The following is a 16367-nucleotide window of genomic DNA, read 5'->3' as shown; positions in this document are numbered from 1 at the left end:
CCATGTCGATGGATTCTCGCCCGCTCCGTCGCTGGCATCCAATTGCCGCGCCTTCGACAGCACAGCGGCACCCGCCGCCAAAGCGCGCTGCACGAATGCGTACATGACGACGCCGCTGGTGGCCAGCGACGAATCGCTTGGCGACGGCGTGGTCGCCCAAAAATAGACGCCACCTCGCTTGGTTGGCACTCGCGCAACCAGTGGTGCGCCCCCTCGCAACATGGCCAGCGGCGTGAACTCACCCACCAGGCCGCAATACTGGGCAATCTCGAGCTGACCCACTGGAAGCGCCGCGCCGCTGAGCGTTCGCGCCAGCATGTCCTCATCGCCACGCCAGTTTTCGACAGGCACTCGGTCCGCATCGGTAACCCAGGTTTGCCAACGCATGCCGAACAGCTCTTCGTTGCCATGACTGCGTGGCGGAAAGAAAACGGCTTGGCCGCCGCGATCTACAAACGATTGCAACAGCTCGGCCGCGGTGCCGGTAGGCAGCGGAGCTTGCCATAAAACCAGGGCAATCTCGTCCCAGACGACGGCAGGCAGCTGCTCGGGCGCGACGACTTCCGCTGCGCAGTGCAACGCGGGCTCGGGCGCGATCGACGCCATAAGCTCGAGCGCCCGCTGCGCCTGCGGATCGTCGCATACCACGATAGCCCGGCGGGCAGGAGGATTATCAAAAACGAAATAGAAATCGTCGTCGGCCGGATTGACGTCGGCTGGAATAGATACTTTGCCCCAGCCGCGTTCGCGCGTCCGTTCGATCGGAATGCGATGGTCCTTCAGGTCGACGTGCGATCCGGTCAGCTCGACCGGCATGACCGAGCGTGCCCCTTCGATCTCGAACTGAACAGGCAACGTGATCTTCTCGTCCCCCTCACCTTCGCGCGACAAGCGGAGTGAAACGAGCAACTCGGCGCCGTCGCTAGTGTCATGCCGGCGGGCTTCGGTCACGCGCACCGAGACATTGCTGGCGGCCGGTTGCGGATAGGCCAGCAAATGAATCCGGACCCCTTGAGGCATTTCCAGCAGCGCATTGCGCAGCGTGGACCAGCGGCCACTGTCGGCCGTCCAATCGTTATGGCGCAGATCAGAGCAGATCCAGATCTCGGTTCGACCGGCATGATTGTCGCGCATGTAGTCGTAGGCAGCTTGCAACATGAGCGGCAAATCAGCCGACGCACTGGCCGGCCCCGCCTGCGGAATACTGGCCAATGCTGCTGCCGACTCCAGCTCGTGCGGCTCGTGCGTGGTGCTGTCGATGAAGACCCACCGGTCGGAACCCAACGTCTCGAAAGTGCGCACCAATTGGCTGCGACCGGATTCCAGCTTCGATCCGCCGCCTACGCCGCGCTGCTGCATGCTGGGCGAGCGATCCAGCAGCACGATCGTGGTATCCGCACGCGTCCCAGCAGCCAGCCCGAGCCAACCACTCGCCAAAGGACGGCTGACGGCGAAAACCAGCCCCGCGATCGCAGCCATACGTGCCGCCATGATCAACCATTGGCGCAGCCGAGAATATCCCCGGGCCATGCGGCGGGCTGCCAGCAGGAACATCATGGCGGCCCACTGAATCGTCTGAAAACGGCGCTGGTTGACCAGATGAATGATGATCGGCAGCGCGATCGCAGGCAGGGCAATCAGCAACCAGGGCTGCAAAAAGCTCATCGCTGCCCCTTTGCCGCAGCGCGACTTACGAGAAACCGGACGAGTGCTTGCTCGTAATTGTCCGCCAACGACACGCGCTGGTAGTCCACCGCCGATTCCAGCAAGACTTGCTTGAGATCGCCCAGGTACTGCTGCAATGCCTTCTGATACCGATCGACAATGTCATTCGGTTCCGCGAAGATCGACGGCCCCCCCTCCATGTCGAGAAACCGCATCGGCCTGCGAAAATTGAAATCCAACTCCAGGGGATCCAACAGGTGGAAAACGGCCACGTCATGGTGCCGGAAACGTAAGTGCTGGAAACAGCTGTTCAAAATCGCCGGATCGATGAACAGGTCAGAAATGATGATCACCAGGGCACGCTGCCGCATTGTCTCGGCCAATTCGTGGAGCGCTTCGGGCAGCCTCGTCTCGCCAACCGGCTTCATCTCTTCCAGTAGATCCAAGATCAACCGCAGATGTGCCGCATTGCGGCGCGGGGGCAGGTTCTGCACGATGCCGCGCGCCACGCACGCCAGCCCCACGGCATCCCCTTGCTGGCTCGCCAGATAGCTCAGTGTGCCGGCGATGCGACGGGCGTATTCCAGCTTCGTGATTTCCTGCGAGCCAAAACCCATCGAGCCGCTTGTGTCGATGATGAAGCAGCAACGCAGATTGGTGTCGGCCTCGAATTCTTTGACGTAGAAGCGGTCCGATCGCCCATAGGCGCGCCAATCGAGCCGCCGCAGATCGTCGCCGGCGACATACTTGCGATATTCGGCGAATTCGACGCTGGAACCGCGATGCGGGCTGGCGTGCCGACCCGATACGTTCCCCTGCATCGGCCGACGAGCAAACAAAGGAACGCCGGCCAGGCGCGACAGGACGTTCGCGTCAAGAAAACTGCGCGGTTGGCGATCCGAAAACATGCGCGGTTGCCCGAAAGGATCGACTCTTTATTCCACAGCCCCCGCTGGTCGGTCGCCGATGTCGAGGCGCGGTCACTTTCGCCATGCACCCCGCAATCGCAACCGTTTGCCCAGCTCGACTTGGCTGGCAAGATTCTCTGCTACTGCTCCTCGATCGTTTCCATGATCAGGCGCTTGACAATCTGCTTGGCATCAAGCCCCTCGGCCTGGGCGGCAAAGGTCGTGATCACGCGGTGCGTCAGCACCGGCAGGGCCACTTCCTGGATATCTTCCAGGCGGACCATATAGCTGCCGTGCAAGGCGGCCCGTGCCTTGGCACCCAGAATCAAAAACTGTACGGCCCGCGGTCCCGCGCCCCAGGCCACGAGCGGTTTGATCCAGGTGGGCGCCGCGGCGCTGCGCGGCCGTGTTTTACGCACCAGACGGGCCGCATATTGATAGATATGGTCGGCCACCGGCACGCGCCGCACCAGGTGCTGATGCTCGATGATCTCGGCCGTATGCAGTATATGATCTAATTCCGGCAGCGCATCGCCGGTCGTCGTGCGAGCGATCCGCACCTCTTCTTCCTCGGTGGGATAATCCAGCTCGATCAAGAACATGAAACGGTCAAGCTGCGCTTCGGGCAGAGGATACGTTCCTTCTTGTTCGACAGGGTTTTGCGTCGCCAGCACGAAGAACGGAGCATCCAGGTGGAACGTCTTGCCGACGACGGTGACCTTCTGCTCCTGCATCGCTTCCAGCATCGCCGCCTGCGTCTTCGGCGGGGCGCGATTGATCTCGTCCGCTAGAACGATATTGGCGAACACCGGGCCGTGTATGAAATGAAATTCTCGCCGCCCGTCGGCATTGTCCTGCAAGATATCGGTGCCGGTAATGTCCATCGGCATCAGGTCCGGCGTGAACTGGATGCGGCTGAATCGCAGCGACATCGTTTCCGCAACCTTGCTCACGAGCAACGTCTTAGCCAGACCGGGCACGCCCATCAGCAGAGCATGTCCGCGTGCGAACAAGCATATCGACAGGCGCTCGATCGTATCGTGTTGCCCGACAATGACCCGGCCTAGCTCGCTGCGCAATCGGCCATAGACCTCGCGCAGCCGATCGATCGCCTGCACGTCGTTGTCACTGAGGCCGGAAACGGCCGGGGAATCAGAGATCTGTGCCATCTTTTTGTTCCGGTTCGAGCCGGCGGGCGGTTGCCTGGCGCCCTGCCCGTGGTTTTGCCTGCCTCTTCACGCGTCGCGGGTTGGGCGGCGAGCAGAAAGAAACCCCGCGAACAACCTTTGCCGCTGGTCGAAACCTTACGATACCACACCCCGCAGGGGTGCGAAACAGTGTAGTAATCCCCGGAGAGTATGAAGATTCGCATAAAAGCGGCGCGCAAATAGGCGCAGATTCGCGTCTTGCCCAGATTATCGATGCATGGCCGATGCTGACCGAGGCGGTCCAGCTGAAAATAGTTGCCTTAGTCATGGGAAATAAGGCATAAACGATCTTTGCTGGGTTCGGCGGGTAGCTCCCGCCCACGACCCCGCGGCTTAGGCGACTCATCCCGTCCAGGCCGCGGCGGTTGGCCCGGCCTTCTAGGAAAGGATGAGATTCTATGCAATGGATTTCGGACGCCGCGGGCGAGATCTGCGCCCTGGCCATCCAGCATCGCGACCGATTGATCCGGGCGGTAGAAGCCGATTCGCGTCAGCGCGCTTCAGAATATCACTTCCTTGCTGACTTAAGGCGCGAGATCCGGCCTGCGCTCGACGACGGACCGTTCCTGGCCGCCTATTTGCGATGCATGGCGGCAGCCTCCGCAGACGGCCACCTAGCGGCATTTGAACCGCGACTTTACGAACTAAGGAGGTTTTATTTCGGCCTGTGGGACACGGCGGAAGAAGGCAAAGATTGCGGATTCGGGTCGAGGGCCGCACAACTGTTGAACGATGAGATTTGCCGGGTTCAGGACATGGCATCAGGAATCAAGATCGCTCGCAAAACGGAGGTCCGGCCGTCAATATCACTCTTCGGTACACGCGGCTCCGAAGCGGCGGCCAACACGCTGGTGTCGATAGACATTCCTCAGACGATAGAGGATTGCAATTGGCTCCAGGCGACCTTGCGCGCATTACTAGAAAGCGACGATGAGGATTATTTTAACCATAGCTGGGATGAGTTTTCGGGCACTTTGCGGCGACTGGTCGCGCGACTTAATCATGGCGATCTCGAACTGCTCGATTGCACGCAGCAGGAGCGCATGCATATCACGGATGTCTGGCGCAATATTCACCAATGGGAAGATGTAGAAAAGCCGGCGTTTGAGTCTGAAGACATCCGAACCTATTTAATTTGGCACGCGAACCTCTGTCTTCATCTCAACTCAGCAACTAGCTGGCTCTCCCGGCTCGGTACTGCCAAGGCTTCGGCCGCGGCGGCTGACCAGCCCCTTGAGGCTCGAGCCAATGCTGATCAGCAACCGGTCGACATTGAGCAGTTCATCCAGGCAGCCGGCGACTCCACGTCGGTTCAGATCCTTCGGATAATGAATCAGCAAGGATTGGATCTCAATGAGAAGCTGCTGGCGATTTTCCGCCTTGACATTAGATATACCGCGAAGGACTCAAAGCAGCTCGCCGTCTTATTGGGCGTGACATCGGGACGCGTCAGGCAGCTTCCGGCGTGGAAATCTAGGCTTTCTGCCGACGACCGCTAACGCGGCCCTAACGCTCGAAAAAAATCTTTCTTCCGGTTTCTCCGGGAGAAGTCGCGATTGATCGATCAAAAGCTAACGCTAGCGCTAACGCTGCGCACTTGAGTTAGGAGGATCGATACATGAAGCCTGGCGAACCCGACGACGTGATAGCCCACGCGGAGCTGTTGCGGGCCGTTGACAAGATGCTTTCCGATGCCGATGAGGTCCGCCGAAAAAGAGAGGCGCTTTTCGGGCCAATCCAAGCCCGAGAAGAGTCAAGGCGCGCCAAACGCGGCAAAAGGGGGGAACAAAATGCCTGAGGCCTCAAGGTTATTGCTCACGGCAGACGAGGCCTGTGCCGCAATGAAGGTCTGTCGCAAGACCCTTTACTCACTCACCGTGCCGAGGGGCACGCTCAGGTCCGTCTTGATTGGCAGGAGCGTTAGGTACAGCGTGGAGACCGTCAGGGCATGGATCGCGGATCGCGAGCAAGCGTAGTTACCAACCAATGGGGCAAAACACGAGGAGATATGAAATGAGCAAGCTCAAACGCGGACAGTGGCGAGTTTTGATGTATTTCGGAAGCGATGACTACGACCGAAATTTAGTCCGCGACCAAGCGCGAATCCTGGGCGGCGGATTCGAGGCCGACCTGATGATGGGCAACGCCGAAGCGTTCTTCCACAGCGAACGCGGGGCCAATCACTTCGTCACTCGCATCCTTGCAAACAAGCCTCACTGGCGGCTCGCTGTCGAGCGCATCCCGGCTTCCAAGGGCATCACGAGCCGCCAAGGCGTTCTGTAAATCAATCGTTGCCAATTGGCAACATTCCCACGGAGACGAGAAACGACGCATGTCCTGGCCTTCCGATCGATTCTTCTGCACACCAAACGCGGCTCACGAGCTGCTCCCGAATGTGGGGGCAGTCTCATGGGCCGTGTACGCCACGCTGACCCGTATGGCTGACCGCCAGGGCGAGTGCTTCCCATCGATCGAAACCCTCGCGCAGAAATCGGGCGTGAGCATCAGAGGAGCACAGCATTCGGTGAAACAGCTGAAGGCTGCCGGATTGCTCGCGGTAGAACGCCGTTACACCGGCGCCGGCGCGTGTCGATCGAGCGTGTACAGGCTGACTCCAAACCCACCAACCCCCAAGCCGGAGGGCGCATGCGATGCGGACTCGGCAGGCGGTGCGGACTCCGCACAGAAGACAGGGGGACCCCGCAGGAGACGACATAATCCCCCCGCACACGGTGCGCCCATAAGAATACCCATAGAAGAAAACCCACAAGAACAAGACTTACTTTCTACGTCCGAGAAGCTTCGCTCCACGGACGCCGACCGGGAAATAGCTTCTTGGATGTTTTGTGTGATCCAGGAACGCAATCCAGGACACAAGTCGCCGGACCTCGCCAAGTGGGCGAACTCAATCCGGCTAACCCGTGAGCGTGACGGTAAGACCCACGACGAAATCCGTTCGCTCTTTGACTTCGCCAGCAAACACGACTTTTGGTTCAAGAACATCCTCAGCCCGGAGACCCTACGCAAGCAATGGGACCGGCTCATTCTCGAAAGGCAAAACCCAAGTGGAAACTCAAAACCGCAACGGCAGCGCGACCTCCGCGGCCAGCAATACACCGGCGAACAACTCGGCGATTTCTGAAGCAATAAGGCAGGTGTTCGACCGGTATCCCTGGCTCATAGAGGACGACAGGGGCGTAACGATGGCCAAATGTGGCAGATACACCGCGGAGCAAATCGAAAAGTACGCGGCTGACGCGGAAGCCCGCGCTGAAAACAACCGTCGGGAAGTACTTAATAACCGCCTAGAATTCTTTATGGAGCGCGTGGGCGAACGATACCGCAGCTGCTCTCTCGACTCATACAAGGTGAGCCATGACGCTCAGAAGCCAATCGTCGAGGCCGTTCGGGGCTACGTCGAGAACCTCAGCGAAAACTACAAGAATGGCATCAACGTCGTTTTGTACGGACCGCCGGGCACGGGAAAAGACTTCCTGGCCGTTGCTATCGCCAAGCGTGCCATTGAGATTGGCATGACCATCGAGTGGCGTGACGGCCTAGCACTTTTCGCCGACTTTCGCTCAGCGGCCGACTTCGATAGCCACACCACCGAAGACCATGTGGTCCACACTCTGGTCGAGTCGAACCTGCTGCTGCTAAGTGACCCGATCCCGCCGAGTGTACCGGGAAGCGATCGCAGCCGCGGGGCACTCACCGACTACACAGCGGGCTGTCTGCTGCGTGTGGTTGATGGGCGATACCGAGCCATGCGGCCGATCATCGTGACGCTTAACGTAAGCAGCGGCGTCGAGCTGCAAGAGAGACTAGGTGGTGCCATCTACGACCGCCTGAGGCACGACGCATTGTGCCTGGCATGTAACTGGCCAAGCCACCGCAAACCCCAGGGGGCATCCGATGCCAAGTAGACCACCACCACTACGACCTGCTGCTGCAAGGCAGTCTGCGCGTGACGCCGACAAGCGACGCCACAAAGCCTACCCATGGCGCGCTTGGTACGCATCGGCACGCTGGCGCAACGAGCGCCGCGTGTTCCTTGCTCTGCATCCGCTGTGCGTCTTGTGCAAGCAGGGCGGCAGGCTTGAGCAAGCGACAGTGGTCGATCATCGAGAGCCACATCGTGGCAACGTCGAGCTGTTCTGGGACGTGTCGAACTGGGATTCGCTCTGCGCATGGCATCACAATCGTAAGACGGGGCAAGGAAAGTAGTCCGGGGGGCCATTTAGTCTGGGCAAACCGTCCAGACACCGCTGTCCAAGGCTTAAACACACACTCACGAAACCAAAATGGCAAAACAGAAAAAGAATCCGGGCGGCCGACCTCGAAAAACGGCCGAGCAACTCAAGGCTTCTGGCTCATGGCGGGCCAAAGCACGGGCCAACGAAGGCAAGAAAGCACCGAAGCCGCGCGCACCTCGCACGCCGACTTGGAAACCGCTGACCAAGCGGCAGCTGGCCAATCTGATTCTCACGATTCCGGGTTACAACCCGAGGCGTGGCGCGACCGGCTGCCGTTTCGACGACAAGGCCGCCAATCGCGCGCTTGAGTTCTTTGAAACGCAGCTTCGGCATGTCGAAGGCGCCGTTGCCGGCAAGCCGTTCAAGCTGGAGCCCTGGCAGCAAGCGATCGTGGCCAACCTGTTCGGCTGGCTGCGTAAGGACGACCAAGGGCGCACGGTCCGACGATACCGCGAAGCGCTCATTTACGTGCCGAGAAAGAACGGCAAGTCGCCGCTGGCTGCTGGTATCGCTTTGTACGGCCTGTTCAAGGACGGCGAAGCCGGTGCCCAAATCATCCTGGCAGCCGCCAAGCGCGACCAGGCGGCTTTGTTGTTCAGGCATTGCCGTGGCATGGTCGAGCGTTGCCCATCGCTGACTGATGCCTCGCAGATCTTCGGTGGAGTAGGCCAGCGGTCGATCGTGTTGCGTCAGGACAGCGCTTCGAGCCTGCGTGTGATTTCATCCGAAGCAGGTGGCGAGCACGGCGGAAACGTCAGCTTGGCCATCGTCGATGAGCTACATGCTCAGCCTAATCGCGATCTGGTCGATGTGATTTCCACATCTATGGCATCCGCCAACCGAGCGCAGCCATTGTTGGTGTTTATCACGACCAGCGACTTCGCAAGAGAGTCGATCTGCAACGAAAAACACGGATACGCCGAAAAGGTCCGCGACGGCATTCTCGATGATCCTGCATTTCTGCCGGTGATCTATGAGGCTCCGCGCGATGCCGATTGGAAAAGCCCCGATGTTTGGGCCGCTGCAAATCCCAACATTGGCGTGAGCGTCAGCCGCGAATATCTGGAACGCGAGTGCAAACATGCCCAGGAAGTCGCGACTTTTGAGAACACTTTTCGACGGCTGCATTTGAACCAAAAAACGGAGACCGATATGCGATGGCTGCCGATGGATCGCTGGGACCAATGCGGCGCCGAGGATCCGATTGCGTGGCGTGCCGAAGCGTTCGAGGAACTTCAAGACCTCGTCTGCATGGCCGGTCTCGACTTGTCGACCAGCATCGACGTCACGGCGTTCGTACTGGACTTTCGCCGCGGTCCGAATCACATCGTTCTGCCGTTCTTCTGGGTGCCCGAGGAAAACGCTCGCAAGCGTGAGCAACGCGACCGTGTTCCGTACCAAGTCTGGGCCCGGCAGGGTTTTCTTACTCAGACGCCGGGCGCTGTGGTCGACTACGACCGGGTTCGTGCCGACATTTGCGCGCTCGGTAAGAAATTCAACATCCGCAAGATCGCTCGCGACCGCTGGAACGCTAGCCAGATCACGACGCAATTGATGGGGGACGGCTTCAACGTCGTCGACTGCGGGCAGGGGTTTGCCTCGCTATCAGCACCTTCGAAGGAGCTGGAGAAAATCATCATCGGCGGCACGATCGAGCACGGAAGCAATCCGATGTTGCGATGGATGGCCAGTAATGCCGCGGCCGAAACTGACGCAGCCGGCAACATCAAGCCGAGCAAGGCCAAATCGACCGAGCGCATCGACGGCATTGCCGCGTTGGTGATGGCACTGGCCGCATGGGGCGAAGACTCTGGCCAAGTTCCGACCGGGACTTTCTACGAAGACAACGACTTGGAGATTTTCTAGCGCCATGGCAAGGACTGCCGAAGAACTTCCGCTTGTATTCGTAGAACGGCCGCGCTGCCCGGGATGCGACTCCACCGAGCTGCGAACTACAAGATCGATTGACCAACACGACGGAAGTATCACGCGGAGAACCGTGTGTCGCGGGTGCGGAACAAAATTTCTCGTAGTAGTGGAATAACGCCATCGTTTGGCGTTATGAGCATCACCTGTTTGTAAAGTATGGCTCATGGTAATAGCAACGACCAACTGCCTGACGCTGGGTTATTTGGCCCAACTTCTGCAAGCCGCACCGGCGCGCATTCGTGCTGCTGCCGACGCGGCCGGCGTTCGTCCTGTGCTCGTCATTAACGAAAAAGCGCATTACGCCGAATGCGACCTCGACAAGTTGCGCGCAGCTTTGGGGAGCGAGAAATGATCGAGCGCTTCACCGGACACGTACAGCGACTTTTCCGAGACAAAAAATATTTGTTCATCGACCGCATTTCGGACGGCCGCTCGCAGTCGCTTTTCGCGCACGGTTCGCAGTTTACCAAAGAAGACTGGCTGCGCGTCGCGGTCGACGACAAGGTCGAATTTACCATTGGCGTTAGCGACACGGGGCAGACCAGGGCCCAGCAGGTCGCGATCGTCGATGACGCGCAAGCAGTCGGTCCGGCACCAAAAGGTTACCTAGCCGGCTAATGCCGGATCACTTTTCACAGAGGACGAAACGATGGTTGCGAGCATGCGAGAGCGTCAGGAAGTCAGGGACCGAATCGCCGATATCACGGGTGATACGGGCACGGGCTCGATCCTGGGAAACCTGATGAAACCGTCAGGGCGACCGGCGCCAGCGAACTTTTCGAAGTTAGCGACGGCGGCCAAGGCAGCGAATTGGGCAGGCGACGTAGATCTGTGTCCTGATTATCGCCAGGTGCGCAATGACCTTCTCGCGGGCTCCGATCAAGGCGGATATCTCCAATCCGTTCTTATTCAGGACACCGTTGAGCAAGCACTACTCGATAACACGTCGCTGCGATCCATCTGCACAGTCGTTCGGACGTGGTTGGCGCAGAGTTTGGGTGTTCCGACGATGAACGGCGCTTTGAAAGAGGGCTCGATTGTCCAAATCGGCCAACCAGCCGCGAATCAAGCAGATCCCGTCGTCGGCCGCGCCAACGCGGTTATGACGGCGTTCGGAAGTGGGCAGCTTGCGCTTAGCCGTGCGTTCCAGCAAGATTCGCCATTGGCGGTGCCGGCCGCAGTCTATGCGGTGACGTCACGCGTCGCCCGAATTCAAAATCGCACGTTCACACTCGGCGAGTCTTCCGTGCAGCAAGCCGGTTTTCTGTACGCCGCACCTGTAAAGGTCACCACGGGCAGCCCTGGTTCTATTGCGGCCGACGAAATTCTGTCGCTCGTTGGATCCATCCCGTCGATGTACGCGAAACCTGGCGTTGCGAGCTTCATGTGTACGCTCAATACGTACCTCGTGATCCGGCAGCTGAAAAATGGCCTGGCGGACTACATTTTTCGATCCTCTGGCCTGGATGAATGGAGATGGACCATCAATCAGCACATGCCGGAAATTGCGGCTGGTTCGGTGCCGATTGCGTTCGGCGACTTCTCCAAGGTCACGATCGTCGACTTTGGTCCGATCATGCTGCAAAAACTCGGCGAGATGCGAGCGGAGCGCGACGAGGATTTGTGGCAAGCCATCGGCCATAGTGCTTGCGTCCTGCGAGATGCCGGTACACATCCGATCGCCACTCTTCAAATGCACGCCTAACAAACCTTTCACGTTCCAGGGAGATTCACAGTGTTCGGAATTAAGAAAAAACCCGAAGCCGAGCGGCCGAAGGTGCGCATCATGTTTCTGCAAGGCTTCAGTGGCATGCGGACGATGGTCATGCGAGACACCGGCGAGGTGCGGCAAATTGGTAGCTTCTATTTTGAGGCCGGCGACGTCACGGACTGGGATGCGGAAGAGGCACGGCGAATGACGGACAAAGGCATCTGCCGGTACGTCAGAAGCGAGTTGGTACTCAGCACGACACCCGGCGACTTGATCGAACCGGTCGAGGCAGCGTAAGCCAATAACCGGCATCCGTCGCGTAGCTCTCCCGGCGCGCGGCGGCTGCCGTTCTCTACTAAGGAGTTGCCGTGCATAACTTTGACGCACTGAACTTAAGAGGCGCTCCCCGCTGCATTCGCGATGGGATGGCCAATTCCAAACGCATGCGACTTGTCGTGAACGAGGCGCCAGGCTCACTAGAGCTGTTGTGTTTTGGCACGATCGGCGGCGACGGCGAGGGTGGTGGAATGCTGGCCGATGACATTGCCCACATTTTGCGTCGAAATTCCGGCAGGCCGGTCAACGTGAAAATTAATTCGGGCGGTGGCTCGGCCTTCGACGGAATTTCGATTTATTCGTCGCTCGTTTCGCACAACGCCGAGGTAACGACAACCAATATTTCCATGGCGGGATCCGCTGCGGCGATCATCAGCCAAGCGGCATCGCCGGGGCGGCGTGAAATGTATGACGTGGCGTCGTTGTTCGTTCACCGCGCGGCGATGCTGTCAATTGGCAATGCCCAAGACATGCGTGAAGCAGCCGACTGGCTGGATACCGTGGACCGGCAAATCACGACCGCACTTGCGAACCGTACCGGTCGTCCGGTATCAGCAATCGCCAAATTGCTAGCTGGCGACGGTTCGAAGGACGGTACGGTGTTTTCGCCCCAGCAGGCGATCGCCGAGAAGTTCGCTGATCGGATTATCTCGACGCGTTCCGATGGTAACTTGCGCAGTGCTGAAAATCACGAGCAACGCGCGAGGATGCTAACGGACATATCTCACGACCAGGTACTAGCGGCACGGTTCGACGTGTGGCGAAAAGACACTGCAAGGCGACACGCCTAAACCAAACTTGAGCGCGGTAGCCGCAGCAGCTGTGCTCACCCGCTGCCAGTTGTAGAACTGCGGCGGGTTTTGAAACTCTGAGGGAGCGAAACATGGATGATCTTCGCAAAGAAGTCGTCGAGCGTGTGGAAAAGGTCGCCGGCGTTCTCGAAAGTTTGATGCTGCTCGGCGTCGAGCTGCAAGGGCTGCTCGAATGCGTCGGGCGGCTCGAAGCGCGATGCGGAAAGCTTGAAGATAAAGTCAGAGCGATGCAAAGCGCGGCGCGGAAGTAGGCTCGCGGTGCGGGGACGTTAAGGCGCTGTTTTTAGATCACTTCAGGACCGAACATGGCGACTATTTCGACACTGGCCATCAAGCTGACCGCTGACACGACGTCATTCACGTCGGGTGTCGGCAACACGATCAAGCTAAGTGAAAAATTAGCGACGAGCATCGTGCGAAATAACGTGGTCATCAAATCTGCGACCGCAGCTTGGAAAGCGGCTGATGCGGCAGTCGGCGGCTACCTGGCGAAGATCGTCAAGGTCGGCGCTAGTGCGGGGGCGATCGCAGTTTTGGGCAACACGCTAAAAAGGGCGCTCTCGGCAGGTGCCACCGGCGAACTGGCCGAAAGCTTGAAAACGGTCCGCGACGCAACGAGCGAGGCGAGTGCCGCGTTTGGCGCGTCATTTGCCTCGTGGGCAAATCTGCGCACGGTTGCAGAAAACGTCGCCAACGCGGTGCGACATTTAACGCCGGCATTCTCCGCCGCTGGCGCCATACTCGGGGTGTTTTTCAGGCCCTTCGCCGCGTTTCTGCCGATCGTGGCCGGAGTGTCGGTGATCCTCAAATCACTATCCGTCGTCATCGGTATCGCGCTGCATATTGCATTGACGCGAATCATCGTGCAGATGATCACTTATCGCGTGCTCGGAACCGCCATGACACCGCTGACGCTGGCGTGGGCCGTGGCCAAGAAAGTATTGGCCGGAGCGATGTGGGTAGCTAATGCCGCGCTTGCGGCCTTGCGCGCCAATAGCGCGTCGTACGTTGGCACGGCCAGTGCGGCGGGGGTAGCGTCGTCAATTTGGGCTGGCGCCAAATGGCTGGTCGTCGGGGCGACCCGCGCTCTGAACGCTACGCTCGGCGTGCTGCGGGCAATTCTGTCGCCGACGGTTTTATTAAGCTACGCGGTAAGCGCCGCGATGGGCATCTGGGCTGCGGCGAAATGGCTGGTCGTCGGTGCGACGTGGGCGCTGAACGCGGCTCTTACCGTTCTCGCGTCGATCTCCGCTCCGCTGTGGATTGCGATCGGTGTCGCTGTCGCGGCCGTTGCGGTCGGTATCGCCATCGTGGCAGCAGTCACCTACGGCGTTTATAAGGCCTGGCAATGGCTCATCTCCGAGAACCCGGCAAAGAAGCACGCTGAGGAAGTGAAACGTGTCGCCGAGGCCACCGAAGCCGCCACGCAAAAGGCGCGCGACTTCCTGGCAGCCGTGAATGAGTCGAATCTGACAGCTGGCATGACCGAAGCGGGCAAAAAGGCTTACGAGTTCTCGAAGATCATCGAAAAGACCAAGAAGGACTTGGCCGAGCAGGGCATCGCATTCGATGGCACGGCGATGGAGCGGCAATTACGCAACGCGCTGGCCATCGCCGATGCTGCCAAGAAGCGCAAGGATGTCACCGACGCCATCAAGAAACTGGAAGAAGATCTCGCCACGACCGGCATGACGAGCGCGCAAAAACTGGCTCGCGAAGTTGAAAAACTGGGCGGGACGGCTGCCGATATCGAACGTGCCACCGCACTGTCCGCCGAGATTCATGCTCGTGAGCAGATCGCCGAACAAATCAAGAAAGCCGCGGAAGTCGAGCAGCGATTGAAAGAGACCGGGGCCGAGTTAGTAGCCGATTTGCAACGCCGGGTTGATTTCTACGGTCAAACCGGTGACATGCTGAAGATCGCAGAGGCCGCAGCCAAGGGAGTGTCGTCGGCAGACATCGCCCAAGCCACCGCTATGGCCAAGAAGCTGGAAATGCTCGATGCAGAGGCCGCGAAGCGCAAGAAGATGGTCGCCGAAGCGGAAAAGATGCAGCAACTGGCGCAGTCCATCACCGAAAGCGTCGCAAATCCCGCCGAGAAGCTCGCTGAAAAACTAAAGGAACTGAATAAGCTCCGCGAGGCCGGACTGATCTCGCAGGAAACATACGACCGGGTGAAGAAGAAAGAAGGCGCGGGGTTGAAGGACGAGCCAAAAGAAAGTAAGGACGTCGGTGCCATCGCTAAAGGGAGCCAGGCGGATATTGCGGCGCGATATAGCGACAATCGAAAGGGCATTGACCAGAAGATTCTTCAGGAAGCGCAGGACGCCAAGAGGCAACGCGACGAAATGTTGCGGCTACTTGGCAGACCAGCGCCGCAACCGAGAATCGCAGACTTCAACTGAGGGCAACATGAGCACCGTTTCCGAAGATTGCAAAGCGCTCGTCGACAGCATTCGCAAGGCACACGCCGAGCGCGAGGAACAGCTGACACTCATCTCGAAGTGGGTCAACGACGGGATCCGTTTGAATAGTTCACTCGAACAACTGGCGTCGAAGTACGCCGATCTGCTTGAGCGGACGAAAGCGGTCGAGGAGCGTGCTCACCGTGAGTATCCGGGGGCCTGATGCGGCCAACGCCACACGGCCCGCGTGACGGCCGGGTGCCGATAGGTGCCTGGGGTCGGGGGACGGCTCTGCGCTGCGTTACGGGCGAAGCTGGGAGGTCGGTTTGCGAGAAGAGAAACAATTGTTTCCGTTTTGGGGCCAGTTGACCCCAAGTTGACATTTCGAACCGGCCGCTAGACAATGCAGGCGTTCAAAGTAGTGAGAGCCGACAGATCAACCGGCTCGACAAGATCATCTTCGTGTTCCAACCAACGGATCAAAACAGTGTTGCGTCGCCTGAGCATACGCGAGAACCAGAGCCCGGTAAGTGTGTTTCCGTCAGGAAACGCGGCCTTACGTCCGAAAGGGCGTGGGGTGGCGCAATGGCGCAGGGCGGCTTGATCTCCGCCTGAACAGTGTGTTGAGGCGACGCAACTCTTTTTCTGTGCGCTACGGCGCGCTGAAAGGACATCTATGTCCACGTCACACGGTCGCAATGCGGTCCTGATCGTGACCACTGCCGACGGCTGGAAACCGGCCAGTCTAAACGCCGTCCCAGTCACTACGCTTAGTTCTCGTTTTCTTGCCAGACGGCTGCCGCTCTGGAAGGCCTTGGCATTTGCCGAAGGTTACAACCGTGAGCGGTTACCCGGATCCGGAACGCCCGATGGTTCGTGGGCGCTTTGCGTTTGTTCGCTAGGAATTCAGCGGACGCTGCGAGCCTCGGGAAAGGTAGGTGCCAAGTGATTTCACAAGATCGAACACCCAAACCTGTCCCAACAATTCGCGAATTCTACGATCAGTCGTTCAGCTTGCAGCGACTCGCAAAATCATCGGCAAGAGTTTGCCGTCAGTATGAGTTGACAATCGATAAGTTCGACAGGCTTCTCGGCAGGCCGGCAACTCTTGCGGACTTGACCGAGGCCAATATCAGC

The 16367-nt window shown here is 59.0% G+C and carries 19 protein-coding genes; 16 read left to right on the top strand and 3 right to left on the bottom strand.

The features are described from left to right. The 3 genes from VGG64_13615 to VGG64_13605 form a co-directional block, all read right to left on the bottom strand. The coding region (locus tag VGG64_13615) for a BatA domain-containing protein (GenBank protein HEY1600640.1) at positions 1-1665 on the bottom strand (1665 nt) is incomplete at its 3' end. After that, positions 1662-2573, bottom strand: a complete 912-nt coding sequence (locus VGG64_13610) for a DUF58 domain-containing protein (GenBank protein HEY1600639.1) — start codon at positions 2571-2573, stop codon at positions 1662-1664. The genes VGG64_13615 and VGG64_13610, both read right to left, overlap by 4 nt. 140 nt (positions 2574-2713) lie before the next feature. Beyond that, the gene (locus tag VGG64_13605; protein ID HEY1600638.1) at positions 2714-3742 is read right to left on the bottom strand and encodes an AAA family ATPase; all 1029 of its coding nucleotides are present in this window, start codon (positions 3740-3742) and stop codon (positions 2714-2716) included. Positions 3743-4179: 437 nt separating this feature from the next. Here VGG64_13605 and VGG64_13600 point away from each other — a divergent pair, with 437 nt between their 5' ends. The 16 genes from VGG64_13600 to VGG64_13525 all read left to right on the top strand — a co-directional run. Further along, on the top strand, positions 4180-5280 hold the full coding sequence (locus VGG64_13600; protein HEY1600637.1) for a hypothetical protein: 1101 nt from the start codon (positions 4180-4182) through the stop codon (positions 5278-5280). Between the two features lie 514 nt (positions 5281-5794). Then, positions 5795-6064: a hypothetical protein gene (locus tag VGG64_13595; protein ID HEY1600636.1), complete on the top strand. Its 270-nt coding sequence runs from the start codon at positions 5795-5797 to the stop codon at positions 6062-6064. Positions 6065-6629: 565 nt separating this feature from the next. Beyond that, entirely contained in the window at positions 6630-6923 is a 294-nt protein-coding gene (locus VGG64_13590; protein ID HEY1600635.1) for a hypothetical protein, read from the top strand. Positions 6924-6984: 61 nt separating this feature from the next. Further along, positions 6985-7707 (top strand): ATP-binding protein, encoded by a 723-nt coding sequence (locus tag VGG64_13585; GenBank protein ID HEY1600634.1) that lies wholly within the window; start codon positions 6985-6987, stop codon positions 7705-7707. 121 nt (positions 7708-7828) lie between these two features. Continuing rightward, the gene (locus tag VGG64_13580; protein HEY1600633.1) at positions 7829-8008 is read left to right on the top strand and encodes a hypothetical protein; all 180 of its coding nucleotides are present in this window, start codon (positions 7829-7831) and stop codon (positions 8006-8008) included. Positions 8009-8085: 77 nt separating this feature from the next. Then, positions 8086-9903 (top strand): terminase TerL endonuclease subunit, encoded by a 1818-nt coding sequence (locus VGG64_13575; GenBank protein HEY1600632.1) that lies wholly within the window; start codon positions 8086-8088, stop codon positions 9901-9903. Between the two features lie 226 nt (positions 9904-10129). Beyond that, the gene (locus VGG64_13570; GenBank protein HEY1600631.1) at positions 10130-10318 is read left to right on the top strand and encodes a hypothetical protein; all 189 of its coding nucleotides are present in this window, start codon (positions 10130-10132) and stop codon (positions 10316-10318) included. Continuing rightward, positions 10315-10584, top strand: a complete 270-nt coding sequence (locus VGG64_13565) for a cold shock domain-containing protein (protein ID HEY1600630.1) — start codon at positions 10315-10317, stop codon at positions 10582-10584. The genes VGG64_13570 and VGG64_13565 overlap by 4 nt, the downstream gene beginning before the upstream one ends. A 31-nt stretch (positions 10585-10615) precedes the next feature. Then, a complete protein-coding gene (locus tag VGG64_13560) occupies positions 10616-11671 on the top strand; it encodes a phage major capsid protein (protein HEY1600629.1) in 1056 nt (351 codons plus the stop codon). Between the two features lie 30 nt (positions 11672-11701). Then, a complete protein-coding gene (locus VGG64_13555; GenBank protein ID HEY1600628.1) occupies positions 11702-11974 on the top strand; it encodes a hypothetical protein in 273 nt (90 codons plus the stop codon). Positions 11975-12045: 71 nt separating this feature from the next. Further along, entirely contained in the window at positions 12046-12804 is a 759-nt protein-coding gene (locus VGG64_13550; GenBank protein ID HEY1600627.1) for a Clp protease ClpP, read from the top strand. A 92-nt stretch (positions 12805-12896) separates the two neighbouring features. Further along, on the top strand, positions 12897-13076 hold the full coding sequence (locus VGG64_13545) for a hypothetical protein (GenBank protein ID HEY1600626.1): 180 nt from the start codon (positions 12897-12899) through the stop codon (positions 13074-13076). Positions 13077-13130: 54 nt separating this feature from the next. Continuing rightward, a complete protein-coding gene (locus VGG64_13540) occupies positions 13131-15230 on the top strand; it encodes a hypothetical protein (protein HEY1600625.1) in 2100 nt (699 codons plus the stop codon). 7 nt (positions 15231-15237) lie between these two features. Beyond that, complete coding sequence (locus tag VGG64_13535) at positions 15238-15453, top strand: hypothetical protein (protein HEY1600624.1); 216 nt, start codon at positions 15238-15240, stop codon at positions 15451-15453. A gap of 453 nt (positions 15454-15906) precedes the next feature. Then, a complete protein-coding gene (locus VGG64_13530; GenBank protein ID HEY1600623.1) occupies positions 15907-16179 on the top strand; it encodes a hypothetical protein in 273 nt (90 codons plus the stop codon). Next, positions 16176-16367, top strand: a 192-nt coding sequence (locus VGG64_13525) for a hypothetical protein (GenBank protein HEY1600622.1), incomplete at its 3' end; no start/stop codon positions are given. The genes VGG64_13530 and VGG64_13525, both read left to right, overlap by 4 nt.

Source organism: Pirellulales bacterium (assembly GCA_036490175.1).
GTDB lineage: Bacteria > Planctomycetota > Planctomycetia > Pirellulales > JACPPG01 > JACPPG01.
Note: the sequence above shows the minus strand (reverse complement) of the source record. Positions and strands in the feature narration are given on the sequence as shown.

What these genes read in the sequence shown, in the direction of transcription:
- VGG64_13540 (HEY1600625.1), top strand. Translation starts at nt 13,131, where the DNA reads ATGGCGACTATTTCGACACTGGCCATCAAGCTGACCGCTGACACGACG.
- VGG64_13585 (HEY1600634.1), top strand. Translation starts at nt 6,985, where the DNA reads ATGGCCAAATGTGGCAGATACACCGCGGAGCAAATCGAAAAGTACGCG.
- VGG64_13530 (HEY1600623.1), top strand. Translation starts at nt 15,907, where the DNA reads ATGTCCACGTCACACGGTCGCAATGCGGTCCTGATCGTGACCACTGCC.
- VGG64_13600 (HEY1600637.1), top strand. Translation starts at nt 4,180, where the DNA reads ATGCAATGGATTTCGGACGCCGCGGGCGAGATCTGCGCCCTGGCCATC.
- VGG64_13565 (HEY1600630.1), top strand. Translation starts at nt 10,315, where the DNA reads ATGATCGAGCGCTTCACCGGACACGTACAGCGACTTTTCCGAGACAAA.
- VGG64_13560 (HEY1600629.1), top strand. Translation starts at nt 10,616, where the DNA reads ATGGTTGCGAGCATGCGAGAGCGTCAGGAAGTCAGGGACCGAATCGCC.
- VGG64_13570 (HEY1600631.1), top strand. Translation starts at nt 10,130, where the DNA reads ATGGTAATAGCAACGACCAACTGCCTGACGCTGGGTTATTTGGCCCAA.
- VGG64_13610 (HEY1600639.1), bottom strand. Translation starts at nt 2,573, where the DNA reads ATGTTTTCGGATCGCCAACCGCGCAGTTTTCTTGACGCGAACGTCCTG.
- VGG64_13605 (HEY1600638.1), bottom strand. Translation starts at nt 3,742, where the DNA reads ATGGCACAGATCTCTGATTCCCCGGCCGTTTCCGGCCTCAGTGACAAC.
- VGG64_13595 (HEY1600636.1), top strand. Translation starts at nt 5,795, where the DNA reads ATGAGCAAGCTCAAACGCGGACAGTGGCGAGTTTTGATGTATTTCGGA.
- VGG64_13535 (HEY1600624.1), top strand. Translation starts at nt 15,238, where the DNA reads ATGAGCACCGTTTCCGAAGATTGCAAAGCGCTCGTCGACAGCATTCGC.
- VGG64_13575 (HEY1600632.1), top strand. Translation starts at nt 8,086, where the DNA reads ATGGCAAAACAGAAAAAGAATCCGGGCGGCCGACCTCGAAAAACGGCC.
- VGG64_13545 (HEY1600626.1), top strand. Translation starts at nt 12,897, where the DNA reads ATGGATGATCTTCGCAAAGAAGTCGTCGAGCGTGTGGAAAAGGTCGCC.